Annotated in this window: 20 protein-coding genes and 1 pseudogene; 5 read left to right on the top strand and 16 right to left on the bottom strand. The window is 58.9% G+C overall.

What is annotated here, in order from left to right; all coding sequences use genetic code 11:
• Positions 1 to 81 precede the first annotated feature (81 nt).
• From colR to ACM6JM_RS13425, 5 genes are all read left to right on the top strand, one after another.
• Positions 82 to 765, top strand: a complete 684-nt coding sequence (colR, locus tag ACM6JM_RS13405) for a two-component system response regulator ColR (protein WP_007953224.1) — start codon at positions 82 to 84, stop codon at positions 763 to 765.
• Positions 755 to 2,029, top strand: coding sequence for a sensor histidine kinase (locus ACM6JM_RS13410; RefSeq protein ID WP_039765878.1), 1,275 nt, complete (start codon positions 755 to 757; stop codon positions 2,027 to 2,029). Before colR ends, ACM6JM_RS13410 begins: the two co-directional genes overlap by 11 nt.
• A 161-nt stretch (positions 2,030 to 2,190) precedes the next feature.
• Complete coding sequence (locus ACM6JM_RS13415; RefSeq protein WP_039765880.1) at positions 2,191 to 2,859, top strand: class I SAM-dependent methyltransferase; 669 nt, start codon at positions 2,191 to 2,193, stop codon at positions 2,857 to 2,859.
• Between the two features lie 4 nt (positions 2,860 to 2,863).
• Complete coding sequence (locus tag ACM6JM_RS13420; protein ID WP_103387004.1) at positions 2,864 to 3,577, top strand: lipopolysaccharide kinase InaA family protein; 714 nt, start codon at positions 2,864 to 2,866, stop codon at positions 3,575 to 3,577.
• A 2-nt stretch (positions 3,578 to 3,579) separates the two neighbouring features.
• Complete coding sequence (locus ACM6JM_RS13425; RefSeq protein WP_011335717.1) at positions 3,580 to 3,807, top strand: hypothetical protein; 228 nt, start codon at positions 3,580 to 3,582, stop codon at positions 3,805 to 3,807.
• A 63-nt stretch (positions 3,808 to 3,870) separates the two neighbouring features.
• Here the strand turns inward: ACM6JM_RS13425 and ACM6JM_RS13430 are convergent, their stop codons facing one another.
• The 16 genes and pseudogenes from ACM6JM_RS13430 to ACM6JM_RS13505 form a co-directional block, all read right to left on the bottom strand.
• Positions 3,871 to 6,900 (bottom strand): multidrug efflux RND transporter permease subunit, encoded by a 3,030-nt coding sequence (locus ACM6JM_RS13430; RefSeq protein WP_163976330.1) that lies wholly within the window; start codon positions 6,898 to 6,900, stop codon positions 3,871 to 3,873.
• 13 nt (positions 6,901 to 6,913) lie between these two features.
• The gene (locus ACM6JM_RS13435) at positions 6,914 to 8,062 is read right to left on the bottom strand and encodes an efflux RND transporter periplasmic adaptor subunit (RefSeq protein ID WP_103387002.1); all 1,149 of its coding nucleotides are present in this window, start codon (positions 8,060 to 8,062) and stop codon (positions 6,914 to 6,916) included.
• A gap of 147 nt (positions 8,063 to 8,209) precedes the next feature.
• Positions 8,210 to 9,310: a DUF1513 domain-containing protein gene (locus ACM6JM_RS13440; protein ID WP_414882045.1), complete on the bottom strand. Its 1,101-nt coding sequence runs from the start codon at positions 9,308 to 9,310 to the stop codon at positions 8,210 to 8,212.
• A gap of 14 nt (positions 9,311 to 9,324) precedes the next feature.
• Positions 9,325 to 10,389, bottom strand: a complete 1,065-nt coding sequence (locus tag ACM6JM_RS13445) for an imelysin family protein (protein WP_414882046.1) — start codon at positions 10,387 to 10,389, stop codon at positions 9,325 to 9,327.
• A gap of 26 nt (positions 10,390 to 10,415) precedes the next feature.
• A complete protein-coding gene (locus tag ACM6JM_RS13450; RefSeq protein ID WP_414882047.1) occupies positions 10,416 to 11,843 on the bottom strand; it encodes a di-heme oxidoredictase family protein in 1,428 nt (475 codons plus the stop codon).
• A gap of 139 nt (positions 11,844 to 11,982) precedes the next feature.
• Positions 11,983 to 12,159: a contractile injection system protein, VgrG/Pvc8 family gene (locus ACM6JM_RS13455; protein WP_414882048.1), complete on the bottom strand. Its 177-nt coding sequence runs from the start codon at positions 12,157 to 12,159 to the stop codon at positions 11,983 to 11,985.
• 110 nt (positions 12,160 to 12,269) lie between these two features.
• Positions 12,270 to 12,719: a hypothetical protein gene (locus ACM6JM_RS13460; RefSeq protein WP_414882049.1), complete on the bottom strand. Its 450-nt coding sequence runs from the start codon at positions 12,717 to 12,719 to the stop codon at positions 12,270 to 12,272.
• An 11-nt stretch (positions 12,720 to 12,730) separates the two neighbouring features.
• Complete coding sequence (locus ACM6JM_RS13465) at positions 12,731 to 13,186, bottom strand: hypothetical protein (RefSeq protein ID WP_414882050.1); 456 nt, start codon at positions 13,184 to 13,186, stop codon at positions 12,731 to 12,733.
• Between the two features lie 219 nt (positions 13,187 to 13,405).
• Positions 13,406 to 13,722, bottom strand: a pseudogene (locus ACM6JM_RS13470) (contractile injection system protein, VgrG/Pvc8 family); the annotation flags it as partial.
• Between the two features lie 113 nt (positions 13,723 to 13,835).
• On the bottom strand, positions 13,836 to 14,501 hold the full coding sequence (locus ACM6JM_RS13475; protein ID WP_414882051.1) for a T6SS immunity protein Tdi1 domain-containing protein: 666 nt from the start codon (positions 14,499 to 14,501) through the stop codon (positions 13,836 to 13,838).
• 8 nt (positions 14,502 to 14,509) lie between these two features.
• A complete protein-coding gene (locus ACM6JM_RS13480; protein ID WP_414882052.1) occupies positions 14,510 to 15,730 on the bottom strand; it encodes a polymorphic toxin type 15 domain-containing protein in 1,221 nt (406 codons plus the stop codon).
• A gap of 3 nt (positions 15,731 to 15,733) precedes the next feature.
• Positions 15,734 to 16,090, bottom strand: a complete 357-nt coding sequence (locus tag ACM6JM_RS13485; RefSeq protein ID WP_414882053.1) for a DUF4150 domain-containing protein — start codon at positions 16,088 to 16,090, stop codon at positions 15,734 to 15,736.
• 1 nt (position 16,091) lies between these two features.
• Complete coding sequence (locus ACM6JM_RS13490) at positions 16,092 to 17,441, bottom strand: DUF2169 family type VI secretion system accessory protein (RefSeq protein ID WP_414882054.1); 1,350 nt, start codon at positions 17,439 to 17,441, stop codon at positions 16,092 to 16,094.
• An 8-nt stretch (positions 17,442 to 17,449) separates the two neighbouring features.
• The gene (locus tag ACM6JM_RS13495; RefSeq protein ID WP_414882055.1) at positions 17,450 to 19,462 is read right to left on the bottom strand and encodes a type VI secretion system Vgr family protein; all 2,013 of its coding nucleotides are present in this window, start codon (positions 19,460 to 19,462) and stop codon (positions 17,450 to 17,452) included.
• Positions 19,463 to 19,866: 404 nt separating this feature from the next.
• Entirely contained in the window at positions 19,867 to 21,213 is a 1,347-nt protein-coding gene (locus ACM6JM_RS13500; protein WP_414882056.1) for an imelysin family protein, read from the bottom strand.
• 195 nt (positions 21,214 to 21,408) lie between these two features.
• Positions 21,409 to 23,460 carry a putative bifunctional diguanylate cyclase/phosphodiesterase gene (locus ACM6JM_RS13505; protein ID WP_039765890.1) on the bottom strand — a complete coding sequence of 684 codons (2,052 nt, stop codon included), beginning with the start codon at positions 23,458 to 23,460 and terminating at the stop codon, positions 21,409 to 21,411.
• Positions 23,461 to 23,609 lie beyond the last annotated feature (149 nt).

A 23,609-nucleotide genomic window follows, 5' to 3' on the forward strand; every position in this document is an offset into this window, starting at 1 on the left:
TTGCCGCCCTAGCCGTGAGTCGGCGATGGCCGTAAGCTGCGCGGGCCAAGACGGCCGCTACCGTGTACGGAGGAGGTGCCCATGCGAATTCTATTGGTCGAAGACAACCGCGATATCCTGGCCAATCTGGCCGATTACCTGGGGCTCAAAGGCTACACCGTCGACTGCGCCCAGGACGGTCTGTCGGGCCTGCATCTGGCCGCCACCGAGCATTACGACCTGATCGTGCTCGACATCATGCTGCCGGGCATCGACGGCTACACCCTGTGCAAGCGCTTGCGCGAAGACGCCCGTCGCGATACGCCGGTGATCATGCTCACCGCCCGGGATCAACTCGATGACCGTTTGCAGGGCTTCAAGTCCGGGGCCGACGATTATCTGGTCAAGCCGTTTGCGCTGTCGGAACTGGCGGCCCGGGTCGAAGCCGTGATGCGCCGCACCCAGGGCGGCGGCCGTCGTGCCCTGCAGGTCGGTGATCTGAGCTACGACCTCGATACCCTCGAGGTGACCCGCGAAGGCAAATTGCTCAAGCTCAACCCGGTCGGCCTCAAACTGCTGGCGGTGCTGATGCAAAAGAGCCCGCATGTCCTGCGCCGGGAAATTCTCGAAGAAGCGCTGTGGGGCGATGACTGCCCGGACAGCGACAGCCTGCGCAGCCACGTCCACCAATTGCGTCAGGTAATCGACAAACCGTTCGCCAAGCCATTGCTGCACACCGTGCATGGCGTGGGCTATCGCCTGGCCGAGGGCCGCGATGGAGTTTAAGCAAAGCCTTGCCCAGCGGATCATCATCGCCTTTGCGCTGATGAGCGCGCTGGTAGCCGGGGCGTTCGCCATGGGCATCGTCGCGACCGTGCACCTGGTCGAGGAAAAACTGATTTCCGCCGGGCTGGGGGGCGACCTGCAACGCCTGCTGTTGATGGACAACGTCTCGGACTGGAGCCATCGACCAGAACCGGATCAGTTGTTTTATTTCAGTGGCGGGCCGGGCGATTTCGAGCTGCCCAAGGACCTGCGACACCTGGATTCAGGTTTCCATGAAGTCTTTCGCGAGCAGCTGTCGTATCACGCAATGGTCGAGATCGTTGATGGTCGGCGTTATGTGCTGCTGCAGGATCAAAGCGATTTTGAAGAGCGTGAGCGAGTGCTGTTCGCCGTGGTGCTGGTGGGCTTCGTGCTCAGTCTGGCGCTGGCAGTGTTCCTTGGCTGGGTGCTGGCCCGCAAGGTGATGGCCCCGGTGGTGCGGCTGGCCCGCCAGGTACGTCATCGCGATCAGTTGCTCGGACTGGCGCCTCCCCTGGCGCCGGACTACGCGGCGGACGAGGTGGGCGAGCTTGCGGTGGCGTTCGATGCGACCCTTGGACGATTGCGACAGGCGCTGACGCGGGAGCGACTGTTCACCAGCGACGTCAGCCACGAATTGCGTACACCGCTGATGGTGTTGGCCAGCTCCTGTGAACTGCTGCTGGAAAACCCGGGTATCGATCAGCGCGGCAAGGCTCAGGTTCAGCGCATTGCGCGGGCCAGTGAGGAAATGCGTGAACTGGTGCAGACCTTCCTGATGCTGGCACGGGCCCAGCGTGAAGATGCAGGCGCAGCCCCTCAGCAAAACCTGTCGCAGGTGGCCGACAGCTTGCTGTGCCTGTGGCGCGAACCCATCGAATCCAAGGGTTTGCAGCTGATTTTCGAGCCGGGAAATCCGCCCGACACCCGTTATAACGCGACGTTGCTCAATGCCGTGATGGGCAACTTGTTGCGTAACGCCTTGCACTACACCGAACAGGGATTCATTCGCTTGACCCTCAATGCCAACGGATTCGTGGTCGAGGATTCGGGCGTGGGCATTCCCGAGGAAAAGCGCGAAGCCATGTTCCAGCCTTTCGTGCGCGGCAACGAAAAGCGCGGCGAGGGCCTTGGTTTGGGCCTCTCACTGGTTCAACGCATTTGCGAGAACCAGGGCTGGAGTGTCACTTTGAGCACGATGGAACCCAATGGCTGCCGTTTCGAGGTGGATCTGGGCAAGCGCTAAGAGCGTTGCATCTGACGCGAGAGTGCCTCCAATCTGTCTAAATCCTGTATAACCTTGAAATAGTTTGCCGATTTACATGACGTTTTTTTCACAAAGGGATGACCTGACGCTGACACGCCGCTGCTTAAGGTGGCGTCATCAGTAATTCAGGAGTTCTGGTGATGGCCGGCCCGATCAAGCTCGATTTTTCCGAAAAGTACGACGACAAGCATGCGCAGAAGTACCTGCGTAAACATCAGGACGGTTTGGGGCGTCGTTTGTCCAATTGGCGAGATCAGCAGTTGGCCCGCAAGGCATTGACCCTTGTTGGCGAGCCGGGCCTGGTGCTGGACCTGCCCTGCGGCGCAGGACGTTTCTGGCCATTGCTGGCGGAAAAGCCCAACCGGGTGATCATCGGGGCGGACAACTCCGAGTCGATGATCAAGACCGCCATGCAGGCACAACCGGCGGATGTGGTGAAACGGGTACAACCCTTGCACACGTCTGCGTTCGACATTGCCTTGCCTGATAACGCCGTCGACAGCATTTTTTGCATGCGACTGCTGCATCACATCGGCGAAGCCGAGCACCGCCGGGCGATTCTGCGCGAGTTCGAGCGTGTCACCCGGGACAGCGTGATCATTTCGCTGTGGGTGGATGGCAATTTCAAGGCCTGGAAACGCAAGCGCGCCGAGCGCAAGCGTGGGCAGGAGGGTTACCAGAACCGGTTTGTGTTACCGGCAGCAACAGTTGAAAAGGAATTCGAAGAAGCAGGATTTCGGATCCAGGAACAACTGGACTTTATTCCGCTCTATGCCATGTGGCGAGTTTACGTATTACGCAAGAGGTAAGAGGATGGCAGTGCAATTTGCAGTAGAAGGGGAAGTCGCTCCCGAGGATCGCTTCGACTACTACTGGAACCAGCGTGGCGAGTGGGTCGAGGAACCCAATGTACGCCGTGGTGGCGAAAGTGGTGTGCAACGGGTCGTGGGGCGCGATGGCCAGCTGCTGTATGCCAAACGCCAGATCGGACATATTTATCGCAGTTGGCTGCACCCGTTCGGGCGGCCGACCGTGTTGCGCGAGCTGGATGCATTGACCGGGGTTTCCCGTCTCGGTGTCCGGGTGCCCGAAATCGTGTTCTGCGGTGCCCAGCCCGATCCGAAATTCAAATGGCGTGCGCTGTTGGTGACCAAGTCCCTCGATGGCTTTCAGGAGCTTGAACATTGGGAAGCCGGTGGCGGTCGCGAGCAATATGGCGAAGCAGTCTATGAGCGCGTGCTCAAGGACCTCGCCGAAAATCTGGCACGCATGCACAAGGGCCGTTGGCAGCACAGCTGCATCTACATCAAACACGTGTTTGTGCGGGTGACGGGCGAAGGTGAATCGGCGAAGGTCGAAGTCGCCCTGATCGATCTGGAAAAATGCCGTCAGCGTCTGACCGCTCATCGCGCGGCCGCCCATGACATGAAGCAACTGCGCCGCCACTCGTCGTTCAGCGCTACCGACTGGAAAAAACTCGTCTACTTTTATGAGACGGCGTTTGGCAGCGCTATCAAAGGTTTATAGCGATGAAACTAGAAATTGCACGAGGTTTGTTTCTGGTAGGAGCCTTGGCAGTTGCATCATTGGCGGTGGCGGCCTGGGAACAGCCACGCATGCAGGTCATTGGCGCATCGGCCAGTGATCCGCATTGCCCGATGCCACGGGTGGCGAAAGCTGCCGTGGCCACACAACCCGATCATGATCTGTTGCTGTTCATGTTCGGACTTTCTCAAGGGATGAGGCCGCAGAGTTGAATCGATTGAAATCTCTTTCACAAGAGCCAAAGGCCTCGTTGATGCGAGGCCTTTTTTATTGCGTCATTCCTTGGGGTCGGGTTTCGCCAGCACGGTGTAAACGCACGGCAGGACAAACAGCGTAAACAGCGTCCCGATCGACATGCCGGTTGCAATTACCGTCCCGATGTCGAAGCGGCTGACGGCACCGGCGCCGGTGGCCACGATCAGCGGCACCATGCCGAACACCATAGCCGCCGTGGTCATCAATACCGGGCGCAGACGAATCGCTGCCGCCTCTTCCACCGCCTCGCGAGGTGTCAGGCCTTTCTCCTTGCGTAACTGGTTGGCGAACTCGACGATCAGGATCCCGTGCTTGCTGATCAGCCCGATCAGCGTCACCAGCCCGACCTGGGTGTAGATGTTCATGCTCGACCAGCCGAGAAACAGCGGAATCAGCGCCCCGCAGATCGACAGCGGCACGGTCACCAGAATCACCAATGGATCGCGGAAGCTTTCGAACTGCGCCGCCAGCACCAGGAAAATGATCGCCAGGGCCAAGGCAAAAGTTACCCACAGCGCACTGCCTTCCTGGACGAACTGCCGCGATGCGCCGCCGTAATCGAAAGCAAAACCGGCCGGGGCTTCTTCCCGGGCGATCTGCAACACGCTGTCGATGGCTTCGCCCATGCTCACCAGCGGGAACCCGGACAGCTTGGCCGCGTTGAGTTGCTGGAACTGGTTGAGCTGTCGCGGTCGCGCACGGTCGGTCACGGTGATCAGGGTCGACAGCGGCAGCAGTTCGCCCTGGGTGTTTTTCACGTAGTAGTTGTTCAGCCAGTCCGGGTTGTCGCGGTAGGCCCGTTCGACCTGGGCGATGACCTTGTAGCTGCGGCCTTCGATGGTGAACCGGTTGATCTCGGCTTCGCCGAGCAAGGTCGCGAGGGTGCCGCCCAGATCCTGCATCGACACGCCCATCTGCGCAGCCTTGGCGCGGTCGATGTCGACCACGACTTCGGGTTTGTCGAAAGCAAGATCAAGGTCGACGAAGGCGAACTTGCCCGACTCCATGGCGCGCTTCTTGATCCGGTCGGCCACCTGCAGCAACAACTCGTAGTCATTGGCGGTGTTGATCACGAATTCGAACGGCAGACCTTCACCGGTGCCGGGCAGGGATGGCAGGTTGAAGCCGAAGATCTGCAGGCCCGGAATGCCCTCGAGTTTGCCTTGCACCTCGGGGAGGATTTCCATTTGCGTGCGGCTGCGCTCGTTCCAGGGCTTGAGCAGGAAGCCGCCGATGCCGCTCTGCACGCCGTTATAGCCGTTGATCTGGAACGATGAGTAGTACTCCGGGAACTCCTTGAAGATCTTGATGAATTCGTCGGTGTAGGTGTTCAGGTAGTCGAGGTTGGTCGGCTGCGGGGCGTTGGCCATCATGAAGATGATGCCCTGATCCTCGTCCGGCGCCAGTTCCGACTTGGTGAACTTGAGCAGCACCGGAATCAGGCACAGCACGATCACCGCAAACACCAGCACCACCGGCCGGGTATTGAGCGTGCCGTGCAGCATGCTTTGATAGCGACGCTTGAGGCTGTCGAAAATCCGGTCGAGGCGGTGGGCCAGGCCCGTGGGGTTTTCGTCGTGGCGCAGCAGCACGGCGCACATCATCGGCGACAGGGTCAGGGCGACGACGCCGGAGATCACCACCGCCCCGGCCAGGGTCAACGCAAACTCCTTGAACAGCGCCCCCGTCAGCCCGGTCAGGAAGCCGATCGGTGCGTAGACCGCCGCCAGGGTGATGGTCATCGACACCACCGGCATGGCGATTTCCCGGGCGCCTTCGAGTGCGGCCTCCAGTGGTGTCTTGCCTTCTTCGATGTGCCGGTGAATGTTTTCCACCACCACAATCGCGTCGTCCACCACCAGCCCGATGGCCAGCACCATCGCCAGCAGGGTCAGCAGGTTGATCGAGTAGCCCATCATCTGCATGAAGAACATCACGCCGATCATCGACAGCGGAATGGTCACCACCGGAATCACTACCGAACGCAGGGCACCGAGGAACAGGAACACCACCACGATCACGATCAGCACCGCCTCGAACAGGGTTTTCACCACTTCGTCGATGGAGGCCTGGATGAACAGCGTGGCGTCGTAGGCGATTTCGCTCTTGAGGTTGGGCGGCAACTGGGCTTCCAGCTCCGGCATGATCTTGCGTACTTCCTTGATCACTTCCAGCGGGTTGGCGCCGGGCGTGGCCTTGATCCCGATATACACCGAGGGCGTGCCGCCGAACGAACTGATCGAGTTGTAGTTTTCCGCGCCCATCTCGACCCGTGCCACATCGCTGAGCAGCACCCGGCTGTCACCGCTGACCTTGAGCGGGATCTTGCCGAAGGCTTCGGCGGACTTCAGTTCGGTGTTGGCGTTGATGCTGGTGACCACGTACTCGCCTTTCACTTCGCCGGCGGCGGAGAGGAAGTTGTACTGGCGCACCGCGTTGGTCACGTCGCTGGCACTGAGGCCGAAACCGGCGAGTTTCACCGGGTCGATCCACAGGCGCATGGCGAACACCTGGTTGCCGAGAATCTCCGCCTCGGCCATGCCCGGCAGGGTCGCCAGTTTCGGCTGGATCACCCGCGACAGGTAGTCGGTGATCTGCGGGTTGTTAAGCTCCTTGCTGAAGAAGCTGATGTACATCAGCGCCGAGGCGTCGGCGGCTTCCTTGCTCAGCACCGGATCTTCGGCGTCCTGAGGCAGCTTGTTCTTCACCTCGTTGGCCTTGGCCAGCAATTCGGTGAACAAACGGTCGCTGTTGGAGCCGATGCGCGCGTAGATCGAAATCACCGAGAAGTTCTGGCGACTGACCGAGGTCATGTAGTCGATGCCCTCGGCGCTGGCCAGGCTCTGTTGCATCGGCTGGGTGATGTAGCCCTGAATGGTTTCGGCGTTGGCCCCGGGGTACGCGGTGGTCACCGTGATCAGGGCGTTTTCCATTTGCGGGTACTGGCGCAGCGGCAGCTTGCTCCAGGCCTGAAAGCCCAGCAGCACAATCAGCAGGCTGACCACGGTGGCGAGCACCGGGCGGCGGATGAACGGATCGGTAAAAGCCATGGGGTTTCCTTGATCAGTCGGCGCGGGGCGGACTGTTCTGCTCGCCGAGGGTCTTGTCGTCGCTGATGGCAATGTGGGCGCCGTTGTCCAGTTTGATCTGGCCGGCCGTCACCACCTGTTCGCCGCTCTGCACGCCCTTGTTGATCATCACCTGGCCATCGCGGCGTTCGCCGGTCTCGACGAACCGACGCTCGGCGATCAGCACCGGTTGGCCCTTGTCGTCTTTCTCGACGGTGCCGTCTTCGGCTTTCTTCTGGGTGACCACGTACGTCGAGTTGCCGTAGAGGGTGTAGGTGATCGCGCTTTCCGGGACCACGATGTGTTTCTGCGGATCCGGCAGCAGCACCTCGATGCTGGTGAACATGCCCGGCAGCAACTTGCCATCGGGGTTGGCCAGGGTGGCGCGCACGAGGATGTTACGGGTGGTGCTTTCGACGATCGGGTTGATGGCGCTGATGGCGCCGGTGAAATGCTGGCCGGGATACGCCGCGACCGTGATCTGTACCGGTTGACCGATAGCCAGTTTCGGCACCGATTGTTCGGGCACGTAGAAGTCGGCGTAGAGACTGCTCAGATCCTGCAGAGTGGCGATCTTGGTGCCGCTGGCGAGGTAGTCGCCGATGTCGACGAGGCGGATGCCGATGGTGCCGCTGAAGGGCGCGACGATGCGTTTTTTGGCCAGTGCCGCATTGAGTTGATTGACCGTGGCCTTGTTCTTTTGCAACTGCGCCGAGAGCCGGTCGAATTCGCCTTTGGAGATGGCGCTGCTGCCGACGAGCTGGCTGCCGCGACCGTAATCCAGCTGCGCGAGGCCGAGATCGGCCTTGGCGGTTTCGAGGAAGGCCGCTTCGACGGCGCTGTCCAGTTGCAGCAAGGGTTGGCCGGCCTTGACCTTCTGCCCCGATTCGAACTTCAGCTCGGTGACGGTGCCGGCGTTCTCCAGGCTCAGGTCGACGCCTTGCAATGCCTTCAGCGTGCCGACGGTGGGCAGACGCATCTGCCACGGGCGCTCGACGGCGGTGGCCACGGCGACGCTGATCGGCGGCTTCGGTTTGGAAAAGCCCTGGATCATCGTATAGATCGAGAAGGCCTTGTAACCGGCGAGAAGCAGAACGATCAGCAGTACAACACCCAACATGATCAGCATGCGGCGACGCAGCATATTTCCAGTTCCTTGGAGAAAATCAGGCGAGACAGGCGGGCACATTACCCCGAGTCCGGCAGGGATTCCAACTGCCAGTTTTTACCGGGTGTAAGGGAAGAAGGTGGAGAAAAGCGGGGCCGCCGACCCAACGGTCGGCGGCGAATTTCAGGCCATCAGATGAAGATGGTTGTCCCAGAGCCCTGCGGGCAAATCCAGCGGTTTGGCCAGCAGATCGTCCTGACGGCAATCGTAGTAGCGGCAACGTCCCTGACCGGAGGTCACGACAAACCCGTCCTTCACCGCACCGACACCGGCGCAGTCGGGTAACGGGGCGTCGAGGCGCACTTCACCGCTGTCCAGATCCCAGATGAAGAAGCGGTTGCCGCGCGGTGCGGTCAATGCCACCAGACGCAGGTCGCTGTGCACGGCGACGCTGGCGGTGTAATGACCCATCGACTGCAACTGATGGTCCGGCACCGGGAACGCTACGAATGGCTGACCGGGACGTTTGATCGCCAGCAGCTCCGAACGCTCGTGGGAAGGCCCCATGAATTGCTGGCCGGCAACGATGGTGCCGTCGCTGGCGATTCCCAGGTGGCGCACGCTGTTCATCTGCTGGGCGAGGGTTTCCTTGCTCAGCAGAGTGCCGTCCCGTTGCATCAGCACCAGACTCGGTTCCATGGCGTCGAGGTTCATGTCGACCCGGCTTTCGGCCTCGGTGCGGATCCCGCCGTTGGCCACCACCAGGGTTTCACCGTCGGGCATCCACGACACCTGATGCGGGCCGAGACCGTGGGTGGAAAGCTCGCCGCTGTGCACCAGCCGTTCGCCTTCGAATTTGTACACTCCGAGCAGGCCACGGCCCGGATCGGTGGTGTCGTTTTCGGTGGCGTACAGGTAATCGCCGCTGTGATGGATCACTGCGTGGCCATAGAAATGCCGGTTCGGCTGCGACGTCACGGTTTGCAGCAATGCACCGTTGCGCAGGTCGATCAGGTAGCTCTCGGTGCCCGGCCGGCGAGCGACGAACAGCGCGATCGGCAGCGTCGGGTGATTGATGATGTCGTGGCAACGCTGGCCGACTTCGGTGGCGAACACCTGGGTGCCGTCCAGCCGATAACCGACGGCGTAGTGCTTGCCGTCGGTGTTGTCCCGTGCCGACAGCAGCAGCGGGCTTTGGTCCTTGCGCTTGAACAGCGTCCAGCCGCCCAGTGTCACTGCTCCCAGCAGCAAACTACCTAAAGTCAGAGCCTGGCGTCGCAGCATGGCACGTGCCCTCATCAGTCACCGTCGTTGGCGTTGAAGCCCAGTTGGATGCCCAGCGCCTTGGCCAGCTCGCCTTCGTGCAGGCGGTGGACGACGTTGAGGCTGTCGTAGATATCGTTGAGCTGCTGGCGACCGGCGTCATCGTTGAGCATTTCGGTCAGCGAGCGCTGAGTGCTGCCGAACAGTTTGAGCGACGCCGCGTAGGCTGCATCGATCTTGTCCGCCAGCGGCTTTTGCTCAGCCGGCAGCAGGCCGCGCAGGCCTTTGTTGTCGACGCCTTCCCAGACGGTTTTGGCTGCCGCGAGGCTGGCTTCCAGCGACTCCATGGACGACTGGCTGCGCCATGCATCAGCCTGGAACGGTTGAGGTACGCCCTTGCTCTGACGACCCATCGGCGTGCCGAGTTTTTTCTTCAGGGTGTCGAGGGCGGTGACCTGTACCCGCAGCAGATCGGCGATGGCTTCGTGGGAGTCGGCGTAGCGCTGGTTCGGGAACTTGCTCATCTGCGCGAGCATGCCGTCGGTATTGTTCCAGCTGCTGAGGATCTCTTCGGCCAGTTGTTTCTGACGCTCGCCGATGGCCACCAGCAGTGGGCAGTATTTGGCTTTCTGCGCGTCGTTGGCGACGTCAGGCTTGGCGTCGAACAGGATGTACTCGTAAGCGGACAGGCCTTGAACCACGACGCTGGACTTGGCCAGTGCGGCGGCATCGATCTGCGGCTGCGCGGTGACCAGTTGCTCGACCTGACGGCCGACCAGGTTTTTCTTGTCCGGCCAGAACTGCACCTGCCAGGAACGGTTGCCCTCGGCCAGCGGGCCGATCAGCAGCGGTTGCAGCTCGGCCCAGGCTTTCTGCGCATGCAGGAAGTCGGCGCGGGCGGTCTCCAGCGACTCTTTGCCCTGGCAGTAGGCGAGGGCACTGACGGCCAGTTGCTTGTCGGCTTCGACCCAGCGGGTGTAGGTCGGCAGGATCACCGATTTGGCGATGGCCGCCGAGGTGACGGCTTGCGGATCCTGCGGCGAGCACGCGCCGAGGGCCAGTGCGGCAAGGCTGGTGAACAACAGCTTGGGACGGAACATGTCGGGCTCCCGATTCGTTCAAGTGTTTAAAGTGAGTTCAAGAACGCCAGCAGCGCGGCACGCTGCTCGGCGTTGAAAGACAAAACCTGTTGCTGCGCCGCTTTCGCTTCGCCGCCGTGCCAGAGCACGGCTTCGAGCAGGTTGCGGGCGCGGCCGTCATGCAGAAACTGAGTGTGGCCGCTGACCGCCTGCGTCAGGCCGATGCCCCACAGCGGCGGGGTGCGCCAGTCGCGGCCGGAGGCCTGGAATTCGGTACGGTTGTCCGCCAGGCCTTCGCCCATGTCATGGAGCAGCAGATCGCTGTACGGACGAATCACTTGATGGGCCAGTTCAGGTTCGGCTGCGTTGGCGGCGGTGGTGTATTTCGGCGTGTGACAGGACTGGCAACCCGCCTGGAAAAACAGATTCTTGCCGGCCAGCACTTGCGCATCGTTGACGCCACGGCGGGCGGGAACGGCGAGGTTGCGGCTGTAGAACAGCACCAGGCGCAGGATGTTGTCGCTGACTTCAGGTTCGCCGTCCGGGCCGTTGCCGTTCGGCGCCTGTTTGCAGGCGGTTTGCGCGTCAGTGCAGTCATCAAACGGTCTCAGGCTGGTCGTGAGGCCCATATCACCAGAAAACGCGTGAACATTTTGTTGATTGAGGTTCGGTTGGCCGGCTTTCCAGCCAAATCGGCCCATGACGGTCTTTTGCTGCTCATCGTCCCAGACCCGGTTTGGCCGGCCGTTGATGCCGTTGTTCTCTTTGGCCTGTGCGGCGGCGTTGGCGAGGATCGCTTCTTCCGGGATCGCTTCGAGCAGGCCGAGACCGATCATCTGCGGCGCAACGCGGGCCGAGAAACGTGTGTCCGGGTGCATCGGGCCGTAGCCGAGCTGGGTGATCTGCAGGACCGGTTTGCGCAACTCGACTTCGGTGCCGTCCTTGAAGCGCACCGGCACCGGCGTGTAATCGACCCGCACCTTGCCTTCCGGTACGACGCCGGGGACGGCCATGTCCTGGAACTGGCCGCCGTAGATCGGCTCGGGCACCACTCCGACCTGCTCGATCAATTTGGCGTACTGGGGCGCATCGGGAATCGACAGACGCACCAGCATCGACACCGCGTTGGCCGCATCCGGCATCGGCGGATGGCCGCGGCCGTCCTTGATGTGGCAGTTCTGGCAGGCGTTGGTGTTGAACAGCGGGCCGAGGCCATCGCGGGCGGTGGTGGTCGACGGCGCGATCACCCACGGGCTGCGAAAGAAGCTGTTGCCGACGCTGAAGTCCACCCGGCGCGATGGCGGCAGATTGGCCGACGGCAGGGAAAACGCGTTCTGATCGCTCTTGCGCACGGTCGCCGCGCCGCCGGAACGGGCTTCACCCGGCTCGGCCTTGGTGAAACGCGGGGCGTCATCGCAGGCACTCAGGCCCAGGGCCAGAAACAGTGCGGACAAGCGAAGAGGCAGCGGGGGCATCAGACTTCCTGCAAGAGGGGCGAATTTAAAGGCGCAAAGTCTAACAGGGCGAGGGGGTTTGAATAAGAGGAATTATCGTTTGCTTGATTTGCGACAGGGTTTTACTGGACCCCCAGCATAAGCAGCTCAGCATCCCGTCTTACATAAAAGGCACGAGGCGACAGCAACGCACGCTGGTGATGATGTCGGGCACGGTCTGGTCCTGGAGGATGCGCCAGTTGGAACGCAGGTCGAAACGCTTCAGGGGTGGTTCGACCACGGCGGTGTAGCGGGTGCGGCGAAAGCCTGTGTCGCCCAGCTGGAACAGGCTGACCAAGCGCTGAGAGTTATTCTCCGCGAGGGCAGTAGCCCTCTGTCTAGCGGAGTGGTTCAGAACTGGGAATAAGATGGTTCAGGGTATTATTTTTCCAAATAAAATCTGAGGGGCTAGGCCTTTGATTGCCACTTTAAGAAGCGATCTTCTAGTACGGTGCTTATTCTTTTGTAGTTAACATCTGTGTCAGTCACACTGTCTAAATCATCATACTCAGGGAAGACTCTTCCAAAGTCGGTTAGATAAAAATATTTCCAGCCTGGACGGTAGTAGTCTTGCGTAAATGCATTGCCTTCGAGGGTGAAGTGAGCTGGAAGTAGCTGAGCTCCAAGTGTTTTTCGAATGTCCTCGAGCTTTAGAGTTAATGTGTTTCTGCTGGCTGTGATTTTCGAGATTTCATCATTGCTCAATAATAAAAATTTGCTAGCTGCCCATCGCAGGTAAAAATATGGCAATATCCCGCTGGTCTCATCTTTTGTGTTTGTCAAAGGAAAAAAGTCAAATGGCTGTACCTCAAGATCTTTTTTTGCTTCAGTAAGAAATTGCTTTAGTATGTCTTCCATTAATATTACGCCTATGCGGAGTGGTAAATGCTTGACCAAGGCTCGTCATTGTTTAAATTCCAATAATTTATTTGATAGTCTACCTCTGCTTTAAGGGCTCCGGAAGGGTCTATCTTTTTCATCATGTCCACTATTTTTCTAATGTGTTGATGCTGCAATTCATAACCTGGATAGTTTAGCAGGCACAGCGCATTATTGGTGTCTTGGTAGAGGAGCTGAGGGAAGATTTTAAAATAGGAATCATAATATTTTTCGATACTAACCCCGCCGAGAATGGTTATGCATACCTGCATTACTGAGGATTCAAATGGCCTTAAAAAACTATTCATTAGTGTGTCAACTATTTCGCTGTCGGCATCTGGTGGTATTTCATATACTAGATTATGAAATTTTTCCTCGGCTTTCCTATTTCTAGGCCCATCTAAGAGATCTGTCATTTCAGTGATCCATTGAACCTTTGTCTTCATTGCTATATGTACTCCTTGCACTTGGCCCATGCGAGCATTTGAGCGATTGCTGCGTCATATTTGTCACCGAATTTTGATCGTATGTCATCAATGTCCATCATCATTGCTGCTCGATAGCCAGCTTTTCCTCCTTGTATGAGTTTTTCTTGTATTTTGCTGTACTGCTTTCCTTTGCTACCCCAACTGGCTGTAGCGTAGTGATCAGCCACATCGAGTTGCGGCGGCGAGGCGGGCGATGAAGTCGAGGTCGGTTTCACCGGCCTGCACGCAATATTCGCGGGATTGGTGGTCGAAGCAGATTTCGCTGCGGATGTCGGTCAGTTTCTGCTCGGCCAGCATGCTGGTGATGATGTCGGGCACGGTCTGGCCCAGTTGGAACGCAGGTCGAAACGCTTCAGGGTCGGCTCGACCACGGCGCTGTAGCGAGTACGGCGAAAGCCTGTGTTGCCCTGGGTGAACAGTCTGACCAGACCGTGGACGTAACGCACCGGAGTCTCGCCACGCCAGATGGTGAACACAGCGGCGAGATCGAGCATGCGGTAGAAGCCGATGGCGGGGTGATGGCTGAATTATTTAGTTAGCTCTTGTTGTCTCTCTTCATAGTAGTTTGTCTGGTCGAGTGAGTCAGTATTTTAATGGGCATATTAAGTCATATGAATGTTTTTATAGTTTCAGTGTTGCCAAGGCTATTTACGTTGACAAGTTCGAACGTAGTCGACTGCGCAACTATTGAAAAGTGCTCGGTGGCTTTAAGGCGCTTTATATTGCTTAGTGTGCGGGAACCGCCGAATGGCAAGATTGGGACAAAGCCGTAGCATTCGCCAATTTCTAAAGAGCCTTCTTTTTTTATTGTTCTTGATAGGAGTTTTCTTCCATTTTCGTCCAAGATGTCGAAGCTGTCATCGCTGAGGTCATATGGTAAAAAGGCAGTTTCATCAATGTTTGCACCATCACTAAACGGTGAAGTGTAGCCAGCACAAAATACCTGTCCGGAGAGGAGGTTTATGTATCCGCAGCCACAGGTTTCATGGAAAAAATAAATTATTCCAAATGCTGAATATACAAATGCGTGGCATTTTTCATGAAAGTCTGCATCCGAAATGAAGATATATTTTAGTACGGGTTGTAGGTCGAGCGGATGACATGTTTGAATTCGTCCGTGTCGTGTAATAAATCGCCCGTATATTCGATAAAGTTCAATAAGATGAGTCGGTAATTTGCCAGGTATTGTAAGAAGTTCCCTTTCTTGGAAAGGGATTGAAGGTTTCGGGTTTCCGTATTCGGTAAATATGTATTGATAAAATTCATCGATCATTTTTAGCCTCAGCATTTTTTGAGTTTTACATTCATTTTATTTTTTCCGTGACCGTTGCTCTTGAGATTTTGTGCGTATTTCTCTAAGGCATCGGCGCGACGGCCACTCCATTGAGGGCCAAGTGATGAATTGATTCTCTTGTCGCCCATTCCAGATATGTCTCGTGGATTCCCGCCAGCAATCATATCAAGCCTATGTGTTGCGACTAATTTTTTTAATTCTTCTTTAATTGCTTCTTTTGCTTTTTGACCTTTTATTCCAATGGCATTTAGTTCTATTTTGCGCATGGCTTCATAATTTAATCTCGCTTCACGTTGCTTTGCCTTTACTTCTTTATTTCGAAGACTTTTTGTGCTTCCGGCATCGTCTATTTTTTGCCTGTTTTCAAGGAGTGTGTCAGCATCCATTCGATTGATAGCATCTTCTTGTTCTTGAAGTTGGCGAAGGAACTCATCTTCGGATACGCCGTCTGGCATATTAAAGCATTCAGCATCAAATCTTCTTGATTGTGCGACACGGCCGCCGTTGCCGTGTTTGCTTGATGTCTGCCCTTGTGTTCGTGCAGCTTCCTCCTTGGTTTTCCTTGCAGCTGCTTCCTTCGCCGTTCTGTCGGCAATTTCCTTGCCCGCTTTACCCGAGGTCTCGGCCATCTTTGCACCGTACCGAGTGGCCTTGCCAGCCGTGCCCGCGTAGCCAACAAACGGAATCGCCGAGAGTAGCGATAGCCCGGCCCCCACATAGTCGCCCCGAGCGGCACTGACTCCCGCATTGGCAAGGTCAGCGATCTCCCCGAAAACCGGAATCAATCCAACGACATCCAAGCCTAGCTGAATGCCATCCAGGATCTGTTCACCAGAGATACCTTCTTCTTCGGTTTCAGCCTCGATTGGTGGATTGGCCTGCGATGCCGGAACTTCCGCCGACGCCGTCTCACCCACAACCCGCCCAACGGTATTACCACTCTTGAACGAGCTGAACGACGGCAGGCTCGCCTGTTCGGAATGCAGGTAGCGCGCCCGCAGGGCCTCGTATTCCTTCTCCTGCATTTCCTTGCTTTCGTGTACCTCATTGCCCATGGCGTCGCGCCAGAAGACGTCGATTTGCACGCCACCATTCTCGCCTTGCTGCAGCAACATTTCGGCAGGGCCGACGATGCTGTTGGGGGGCGGTTGGACGGTGACGCTGACCGCATGCACGTGCAACGGCGGTAGATTGATCGGTTCCGCCATGCGTTAAGCCCCATTCATCCAGAACTTGTCGTCATGGCGCACCACCAGTTTGCCTTCGGCGCGAACGGTGCTGCTCTTCTCCAGCGGGTAGCATTTGCCGCCGACAGTGTTGCTCTTGATGCCTTTGGCGGCACCAGCGCCATCCCCCTTGGTGCTGGGCACCAGGCTCTTGTCGAATACGACCACCGGGTGGCCGTTTGAGCGCACGGACTTGGCCACGCCGGTGGCGGTTTTCAGTTCGGCGGTGACGGGGTAAGGCACCGGTGGGATGGCGCTGCCCATTGGGGTTTTGCACACATCCGGGACGATGCTGACGACCTTCCATTTGCCCTGTTTGCGAGCGATGACGTTATCGGCCATGTCAGACCACCTCCCTGGCTGCGCGCTTGATTAGCGGCGCTGTTGGATCGGTCTCGAAACGCGCTTCAAGGACACGGATGCCCAAGTGATTGGGCAGGCTGATGCGATGAGTCAGCGCCAGAGTCATGGCCTCGGTGTCGATGCGCAGGGTGTCGGGAAGCATGGGCAGCGGCAACATGGCGCCGTTGTGCAGACGCATCAGAACAAAGGCGCGATGGCCGGGCAGTTCGACGCACAACGAGCCGCCGGGTGTGAGGCTGGGCTCGGTCAGGTTGAACAGTTCAAGACGAAACGCCGGTGGCGGAAATTCGATCTGCTGATCGACCGGTGCGCCGTTCCAGTAGGCAAAATCAAAATCCCGTGGCAATCCCGGCCAGCGTTCGCGCTGCCAGGTTTCGTCGTAGCTCCCGGCCAATGGCAGGCGCGGTGCCCAGGCACGTCCCACCACGCCAAATCCCACCGGTTGGTTTTTGTAGCAGGCCGCGACCTGCGCCATGCCGTTGGAATCGAGTTCACACTCAGGATGTTTAACCCGGTCCAGGCGCCACACCGGTTGGTCGATGGGTTCGATCTGCGGTGCGGGGAGTTCGCGCAGCGGTTTGTCCAAGTGATAGCAGAGGTCTTCCTGGCGTTTTTCAATCCAGCCCCGGCCCAGCGGGTTGCTGTAGCACACCTCGTTGAGCAGATAGGGCGGTGAGCTTGCATCAACCGCGTACTCGGGATTGGGCACCACGCTGCTGCCCCCGAAGGCATATTCCCAGCGCAAAGGCACCGAACTGGCCGCTTGCGGTTCGGTCAATTGCCATCCACCAAACAGACTGTGTCTGAACTGCCGAGGGCCGGTGAATTTCAGCTGTTTGTCCAAAAAGTAGTGGCGTGTCGGCGCATTGGCCCGACGCTTAAACGCCTCTTGCCGGGCGGCCTGCCATTCAACCAGTTGATACTCGGTCAGCCGTTCGCCGGGACTTAGTGGTGTTGGTAGTGGCACCTCTATTCTGGGAGGCGGCACCACCGGCGCACTGATGCGCAGTCCAGCCGTCCAGTGTGCGGTCGGCTGGCCCTGTGGCGCATAAGCATTACCCACCACGATCACATCACAGCGCGGTTTGAACGGTGCCAGGTCGCTTTCCTCGCAGACGCTGCTTGTCCCTTCTTCGCCGTAGTAGCGATCAGCGGTGCACAGCGCCAGTGGATCCTCATCCATCACTTCAGCGCGAAACTGCCCCGGCTGCCCGTCAATCGGCAGCAACCGATAACCCACTTTCATGACCAGCACTGGGTACTCTTGATCGTCCATACCCAGCGCGCTGAAACACAGCGCATCGAAGGGCGTCAGATTGCGAAATTCCATGACGCCCCCTAGTTGATATCCACGTCTTTACCGTTGATCTGCACTGCGCCAGTGGCGCTGAAATCGAAGGTGCGGCCATTGATCAACACAGTGCCGTCGGACTTCATCACCAGGCTGGACTTGCCAACCGTAATGCTGAGTTCATCGCCGGCCGTGATCTTGAAACGCTTCCCTACCACCACCGATTTGTGAATACCAACCTGCTCGCTCTGGCTCAGGCCTACGGTGGTATTCATCGCCCCACCAACACTGGTCTGATACGCCGCGCCAATGGTCAGCGCCTTGGCCAGACCAATGGTTTCGGCTTTGGCCAACTTGATCGTCTCGGCCTTGTTACCACCAATGGTCACGCTGCGGTTGGCACCGATGCTGATGGTTTCGTTCTGGCCAACATCCTCGGTGCGGTGGTCGCCGATGGATACGGTTTCGTTGTGCTCGACCCGCTCCTTTCGGTCATTGCCGACGAAGATGCCGTTGTTGTTTTTGATGTGGACGTTCTTGTCTTTTTCGGCATGGATGAAAACTTCCTGCTGCCCCAATTCATCCTCAAAACGCAGCTCATTGAACCCCGAGCCCTTATGAGTGCGGCTTTTGATGGTCATCCGCGTTTTGTGTTTCGGCAGCTCGTACGGCGGCAGATTGGTTTGGCGGTAGGTGCGGCCCGTGGCGATAGGCTGGTCCGGGTCGCCATCCAGAAAGCTGATGATCAGTTCCTGGCCCACACGCGGAATCGCCATCGCGCCCCAGGTCGCGCCCGCCCAACCTTGCGCCACCCGAATCCAGCACGAACTCTGATCGTTGTTTTTATCCGCGCGGTCCCACGGAAACTGCACCTTGACCCGGCCCCATTCATCGCAATAGATCTCCTCACCGGGAGGCCCAACCACCGTGGCGATCTGCGGGCCGTCGATGCAGGGTTTGTCACGCAGCGGTGCTTTCCAGTCCGAGGTCCAGCGGATGGCGCTGGCCTTCATTTCATAGGACGTGCCAAGGCCACTGCCAAATGATTCTTCCTGCAGGCTGGTGTGCTGCTTGCCCTCGTGCTGGATGGCGATGGTGCGCCAGCGGTCGTTGAAATCCTCGCGGGGATGCTCGTTGAGGTCGAAGGCCAATCCCGGTTGCAGGCGGGCATCGTCGCCTTCCACATGGGCCAGCTTGGCGTCATTGCGCAGGGCGGCCAGCCGGGTTTTGGTGAAGGGCTTGCCGGCAACGTCGCGCTTGTAACGGCCGGGGTAGTCGTAGCGTTCGTAGTCCTTGTGCTGGTTGTTCAGGTCCTGGTCGCCAGTCGCCGTGTGCTGCTGGTTGTAGCGCGGGTGGGTGAAGGTGTAGTCGCGCTGCACCTGCACGGCGGTGCGGACCTGTTCGGTATAGTGGAAGCGGTTCAGTGCCGGTTCCGTGGCGTCTCCACCAGCCATCGGCTGATAGATCACCGGGCAATCGGTGTGGGTGCCGATGGTGCCCAGGCCGCCGACGCGGTCGGTGAGGACGAGGGTGTGGCCGTCGGCGCGGTGTTCGAAGGTGTAGAGCAGGCCCTCTTCGGCGGCGAGGCGGGCGATGAAGTCGAGGTCGGTTTCACCGGCCTGTACGCAGTATTCGCGGGGTTGGTGCTCGAAGCAGATTTCGCTGCGGATGTCGGTCAGTTTTTGTTCGGTAAGGACGCGGGTGATGATGTCGGGCACGGTCTGGCCCTGGAAGATGCGCCAGTTGGAACGCAGGTCGAAACGCTTCAGGGTCGGCTCGACCACGGCGGTATAGCGGGTGCGGCGAAAGCCGGTGTCGCCCTGTGTGAACAGGCTGACCAGGCCGTGGACGTAACGCACAGGTGTTTCGCCACGCCAGATCGTGAATAGCCCCGCCAGATCCAGCACCCGATTGAAGTCGATGGCGGCGTTATGGCTGGCCAGTTCCAGTTCAAGCTTGAAGGGTTGGGACAGGCCTTCTTGAAGAGTGAACGAGACCACTTCGAAGGGATCGCCTTTCAGGGGTTCGAAGGTGAAACGCAGGTCGCTTTGGCAGGGCATGAAACCTCCTTGGTTTGCATCTGGGCAGTTGCTTACCAGATGGTGTCGCCGTATCCGGACGCGTTCGTGGTCGATCGTGTTGAAGACCAAGCTAGCTGGCACTCTAGGCAGAGAGAATTTGGCGCTTCAATAGGGCGTGGAGGATCAAGAACCGTCCTACACCTGCTGGTGTGATCGGCTGTCAGTTCTTCCTGTCTTTGGTTTAGGCAAGATGTCTTGTGAGTGAAATGGGCATGTGCCACACGGCGCTGCTTGGTCTCGCCGTTTCACATCAGGAGTTGCCAGCTTTGTTGGGGGGACACAAAAAACAACGCCCCGAACAAGTCGGGGCGTTGGTTAGATATGCCTTTGGCGCGTTTTTACACAGTCTGCGAAGGTCGCCTTTTTTAACGCGGACGCTGTGATCAGAACTCGTGATCAGCGTTGTCCGGGTTCAGGTCGCTGATGCCGAGCTTGCCGGCAGCGGCTTCGATCGAACCGGTCTGCTTGACCAGCGAAGCGATGGCGTCGCGGACGATCTGGTTGCCGGCGGTGTTGCCGGCCGCGATCAACTGGTCGTAGTGCTCACCCTTGTTGGCGTGATCGACCATGACCTGAATCCTGGCTTCGGTGGCGGCCAGATCGGCTTTCAGCGCTGTGTCGGCAGCCGGGTCGACCTTGGCCACCAGCGACGACAGGCTGGCGCCGGTCAGTTTGGTGCCGTCGACGCGGGTGTACTCGCCCAGGTAAACGTTGCGAATGCCCTTGGCATCGTAGAAGTGCGAGTTGTGGGTGTTGTCGCTGAAGCAATCCTGTTCGTCTTCCGGGGAATTCGCTTCCAGGGACACCTTCATGCGCTCGCCGGCCAGTTCGCCCAGGGACAGGCTGCCCATGCCGAACAGCATTTTGCGCAGGCCGCTTTCAGCCGGTTCGGCTTCCAGGGTGGCGCGGTAGTTGTCGGCCACGTTCGGCTTCCAGTTGGCGACCATTTCTTCCAGGTCGCTGACCAGCAGCTGGGTCACGGCTTTCAGGTAGGCACGACGACGGTCGTTGTGACCGCCTGTTGCGCCTTTGCCTTCCAGGTAGTCCGAGGCCGGACGGTTGCCGGCGCCAGGGCCGGTGCCGTTCAGGTCCTGGCCCCAGAGCAGGAATTCGATGGCGTGGTAGCCGGTGGCAACGTTGGCTTCGGAACCGCCCAGCTCGTTCAGGCTGGCGAGTTTTTCCGGGGTGATGTCCTTGACGTCGACCTTGTCTTCGCCGACCTGTACTTCGGTGTTGGCGATGATGTTGGCGGTGGCGCCCGGGTTGCCCAGTGCATGCTCGTAGGATTTGTCGACGTAGTCGATCAGGCCTTCGTCCAGAGGCCAGGCGTTCACCTGACCTTCCCAGTCGTCGATGATGGTGTTGCCGAAGCGGAACACTTCGCTCTGCAGGTAAGGAACGCGGGCGGCGACCCAGGCAGCCTTGGCGGCTTTCAGGGTGTCGGCGTTCGGCTTGGCGAGGAATGCGTCGATGGCGGTTTGCAGGGTTTTCGCGGTGGATTCGGCATCGCTGTAAACGGCGAAGACCATGTCGGCATAGTGCGAGACAACGGCTTTGCCGGCGGCCTCGTCGACTTTACCGGCAGCAGCAGGCGCAGCCGGTGCAGCGGTGCTGGCAGCCGGAGTCGGCGCAGGAGCGGCGGCCTTTTCTTTGTCTTTACCTTCGCCGCAACCGGCGAGGGAAATAGCGATGGCCAGCAGACTGGCGGTAGCCAGAGGCATACGAATCATGGCGAACATCCTGCTTCGGTGATTGAGTGGACAGGCGCGGGGGTGCGCAAAACTGCGACATAATGCAAATCTTTCGCATTATGTGTAAAGGGTTGTAGCTGGAAATATTTCTTATTTGCGCGGGGTCTGCGCTGGATCAACAGCGAGGTTGATGCCCGGCAGAACCCGGGTTGCGTCGGGCCTGGCAGGCACGTTTCAAAGGATGGCCGCGTTGCTGCGCTGGGCCTGCTTGAGATAAATGCCCAACTCGCGCGCCGGCAGCGGTTTGCTGTAGTGGTAGCCCTGACCTTCGTGGCAGCCTTCGGAAATGATGTAGGTTTCCTGTTCGGCGGTTTCCACGCCCTCGGCGATCACCTGCATGCCCAGGCTCTTGCCCAGTTGGATGATGGCGCGAACGATGGTCGCATCATCGTCGTCATCCAGCAGGTCCTGAACGAAGCTCTTGTCAATCTTGATCTTGTCCAGCGGCAGACTCTTGAGATAACTCAGCGAAGAATAGCCGGTGCCGAAATCGTCGATGGCGATCAAGGCGCCGGAGCGGCGCAGGCTCAGCAAATGCTGGGCGGCGGTGCTGATGTCTTCCATCAGGCCGGTTTCGGTGACTTCCAGCTCCAGGCTGCGTGGTGGCAGGCGGTACATCTGCAACAGGTTGTTGACCACCCGTGGCAGCTCGGCGTGGTGCAGTTGCACGGTGGACAGGTTGACTGCCATGCGCAGGTCGACGAAGCCCTGATCGTGCCAGTCGCGCAGTTGCTTGCAGGCCTGATCCAGCACCCATTCGCCGATGGCGATGATGGTGCCGTTCTGTTCCGCCAGCGGGATGAACAGGTCCGGCGGCACCAGACCGTGTTCCGGATGTTGCCAGCGGATCAATGCCTCGACCCCGACCACGCGATGATCGCGGTAGCTGATCTGCGGCTGATAGACGAGGTAGAACTGGTCGCGTAACAGCGCGTCGCGCAGGTCTTTTTCCAGCTCGCGACGGCGGCGCATCTCGCTGTCGACGCTGGCGATATAGAACTGATAGCGATTGCGCGAGCGGGTCTTGGCCAGGGTCATGGTCTGCTCGGCTTTCTGCAGCAGCTTCTCGGTGCTGTCGCCGTCCTCCGGAAACAGGGTGATGCCGATGGTCGCGCGCAGGCGGATTTCCTGATGATCGAGGGCGAACGGCGCTTCCAGGTCATCGAGGATGCTTTGCGCCAGCTCCGCCGCTTCGTAAGGCTGTTCGATATCGGCCTGCACCAGCGCGAACTGGTCGCCACCGAGACGGGCGAGGGCGCCGAGGCGACCGCTGTGGGCGCGAAGCCGGTCGGCGAGGGCCAGCAGCAACTGGTCACCGGTCTGGTAGCTGAATTGTTCGTTGATGCCTTTGAAATCGTCCAGACCTACGCAAAGGACGGCGACCCGCCGTTGCAGCTTGCCGGCATCCACCAGAATCTTGTCCAGCTGCTGCTGCAACTGCTGGCGATTCGGCAGGCCGGTGAGGAAATCGTACTGGGCCATGCGCAGCAGGCTGTTTTCCGCTTCATGGCGCAGGTGGGTATTGCGTTCGATGGATTCGAGCAACTGGTTGGCGGTGTTGATCCAGATACCGAGTTCGTTTTTTTCGTGACCCTTGAGCTGCGGAATCTTGTGTTCGCTGGGGCGGTCCGGGTTGATCTCGGTGAGGTGTTCGATGATCCGCGACAGCGGTTTGGTCAACAGCCAGTGATAGACCAGGTACAGCACCAGACCCATGGCCAAGGCGCGCAACACGCCGGAAATGAAGATGATCACCGAACTGACAATGAAACCCTGACCGTAGGTGGCCGTGTCGAGGGTGATGCTCAGGTCACCGTAATATTCGCTGTATGGCCCGCGTCCCACCAGTTGGGTGGTGAACGTGCGTTCCTGGCCGAGGATCAGGTCGGTCAGCCAGCGGCTGTTGGATTGCTGCAGCTCACGCGACTTTTGCGCGAGCATCGCTTCATTGGGGTGACCGATGGAGGCCTGACGCACGGCGTCGTCCTGGAACAGGCCTTCGATCACCTGCATGCCCATCTCCCGGTCCAGGCTGTAGACCGCCTGGGTGGAGGGGTCGCGGAACATGTCGAGGATGCGTTCGGCGTCGCCGGCGACGGCCTGGCGCGTTTTATAGGCATCGAACACGATCTGCGCGCAGCTCAAGACCACGCCGACGATCAATGCCGACAGGAGCACGACCCGGAGCAACTTCACCGACAAGCTGTTCTTGAGTTCCAGCTTCAAAGGGTTATTCCTTGTTCCGTGCGGGTAGCGTCAAGTTGCCATGAGTATTGGCAATCCCGTGTTGGCAGTCAAAGGGACAATCGAGCCGCGGAAAATTTGTCCGTGGCCTTGGCCGATATGCTGCTGTCTGGAGTATTTGCCCTGGTTGT

This window comes from Pseudomonas sp. IT-P2, from assembly GCF_949767575.1.
Lineage (GTDB): Bacteria > Pseudomonadota > Gammaproteobacteria > Pseudomonadales > Pseudomonadaceae > Aquipseudomonas > Aquipseudomonas pharyngis.

What these genes read in the sequence shown, in the direction of transcription:
- ACM6JM_RS13475 (WP_414882051.1), bottom strand. Translation starts at nt 14,501, where the DNA reads ATGATCGATGAATTTTATCAATACATATTTACCGAATACGGAAACCCG.
- ACM6JM_RS13415 (WP_039765880.1), top strand. Translation starts at nt 2,191, where the DNA reads ATGGCCGGCCCGATCAAGCTCGATTTTTCCGAAAAGTACGACGACAAG.
- ACM6JM_RS13485 (WP_414882053.1), bottom strand. Translation starts at nt 16,090, where the DNA reads ATGGCCGATAACGTCATCGCTCGCAAACAGGGCAAATGGAAGGTCGTC.
- ACM6JM_RS13410 (WP_039765878.1), top strand. Translation starts at nt 755, where the DNA reads ATGGAGTTTAAGCAAAGCCTTGCCCAGCGGATCATCATCGCCTTTGCG.
- ACM6JM_RS13495 (WP_414882055.1), bottom strand. Translation starts at nt 19,462, where the DNA reads ATGCCCTGCCAAAGCGACCTGCGTTTCACCTTCGAACCCCTGAAAGGC.
- colR (WP_007953224.1), top strand. Translation starts at nt 82, where the DNA reads ATGCGAATTCTATTGGTCGAAGACAACCGCGATATCCTGGCCAATCTG.
- ACM6JM_RS13445 (WP_414882046.1), bottom strand. Translation starts at nt 10,389, where the DNA reads ATGTTCCGTCCCAAGCTGTTGTTCACCAGCCTTGCCGCACTGGCCCTC.
- ACM6JM_RS13460 (WP_414882049.1), bottom strand. Translation starts at nt 12,719, where the DNA reads ATGGAAGACATACTAAAGCAATTTCTTACTGAAGCAAAAAAAGATCTT.
- ACM6JM_RS13450 (WP_414882047.1), bottom strand. Translation starts at nt 11,843, where the DNA reads ATGCCCCCGCTGCCTCTTCGCTTGTCCGCACTGTTTCTGGCCCTGGGC.
- ACM6JM_RS13435 (WP_103387002.1), bottom strand. Translation starts at nt 8,062, where the DNA reads ATGCTGCGTCGCCGCATGCTGATCATGTTGGGTGTTGTACTGCTGATC.
- ACM6JM_RS13480 (WP_414882052.1), bottom strand. Translation starts at nt 15,730, where the DNA reads ATGGCGGAACCGATCAATCTACCGCCGTTGCACGTGCATGCGGTCAGC.
- ACM6JM_RS13425 (WP_011335717.1), top strand. Translation starts at nt 3,580, where the DNA reads ATGAAACTAGAAATTGCACGAGGTTTGTTTCTGGTAGGAGCCTTGGCA.
- ACM6JM_RS13440 (WP_414882045.1), bottom strand. Translation starts at nt 9,310, where the DNA reads ATGCTGCGACGCCAGGCTCTGACTTTAGGTAGTTTGCTGCTGGGAGCA.
- ACM6JM_RS13465 (WP_414882050.1), bottom strand. Translation starts at nt 13,186, where the DNA reads ATGAAGACAAAGGTTCAATGGATCACTGAAATGACAGATCTCTTAGAT.
- ACM6JM_RS13490 (WP_414882054.1), bottom strand. Translation starts at nt 17,441, where the DNA reads ATGGAATTTCGCAATCTGACGCCCTTCGATGCGCTGTGTTTCAGCGCG.
- ACM6JM_RS13500 (WP_414882056.1), bottom strand. Translation starts at nt 21,213, where the DNA reads ATGATTCGTATGCCTCTGGCTACCGCCAGTCTGCTGGCCATCGCTATT.
- ACM6JM_RS13420 (WP_103387004.1), top strand. Translation starts at nt 2,864, where the DNA reads ATGGCAGTGCAATTTGCAGTAGAAGGGGAAGTCGCTCCCGAGGATCGC.
- ACM6JM_RS13430 (WP_163976330.1), bottom strand. Translation starts at nt 6,900, where the DNA reads ATGGCTTTTACCGATCCGTTCATCCGCCGCCCGGTGCTCGCCACCGTG.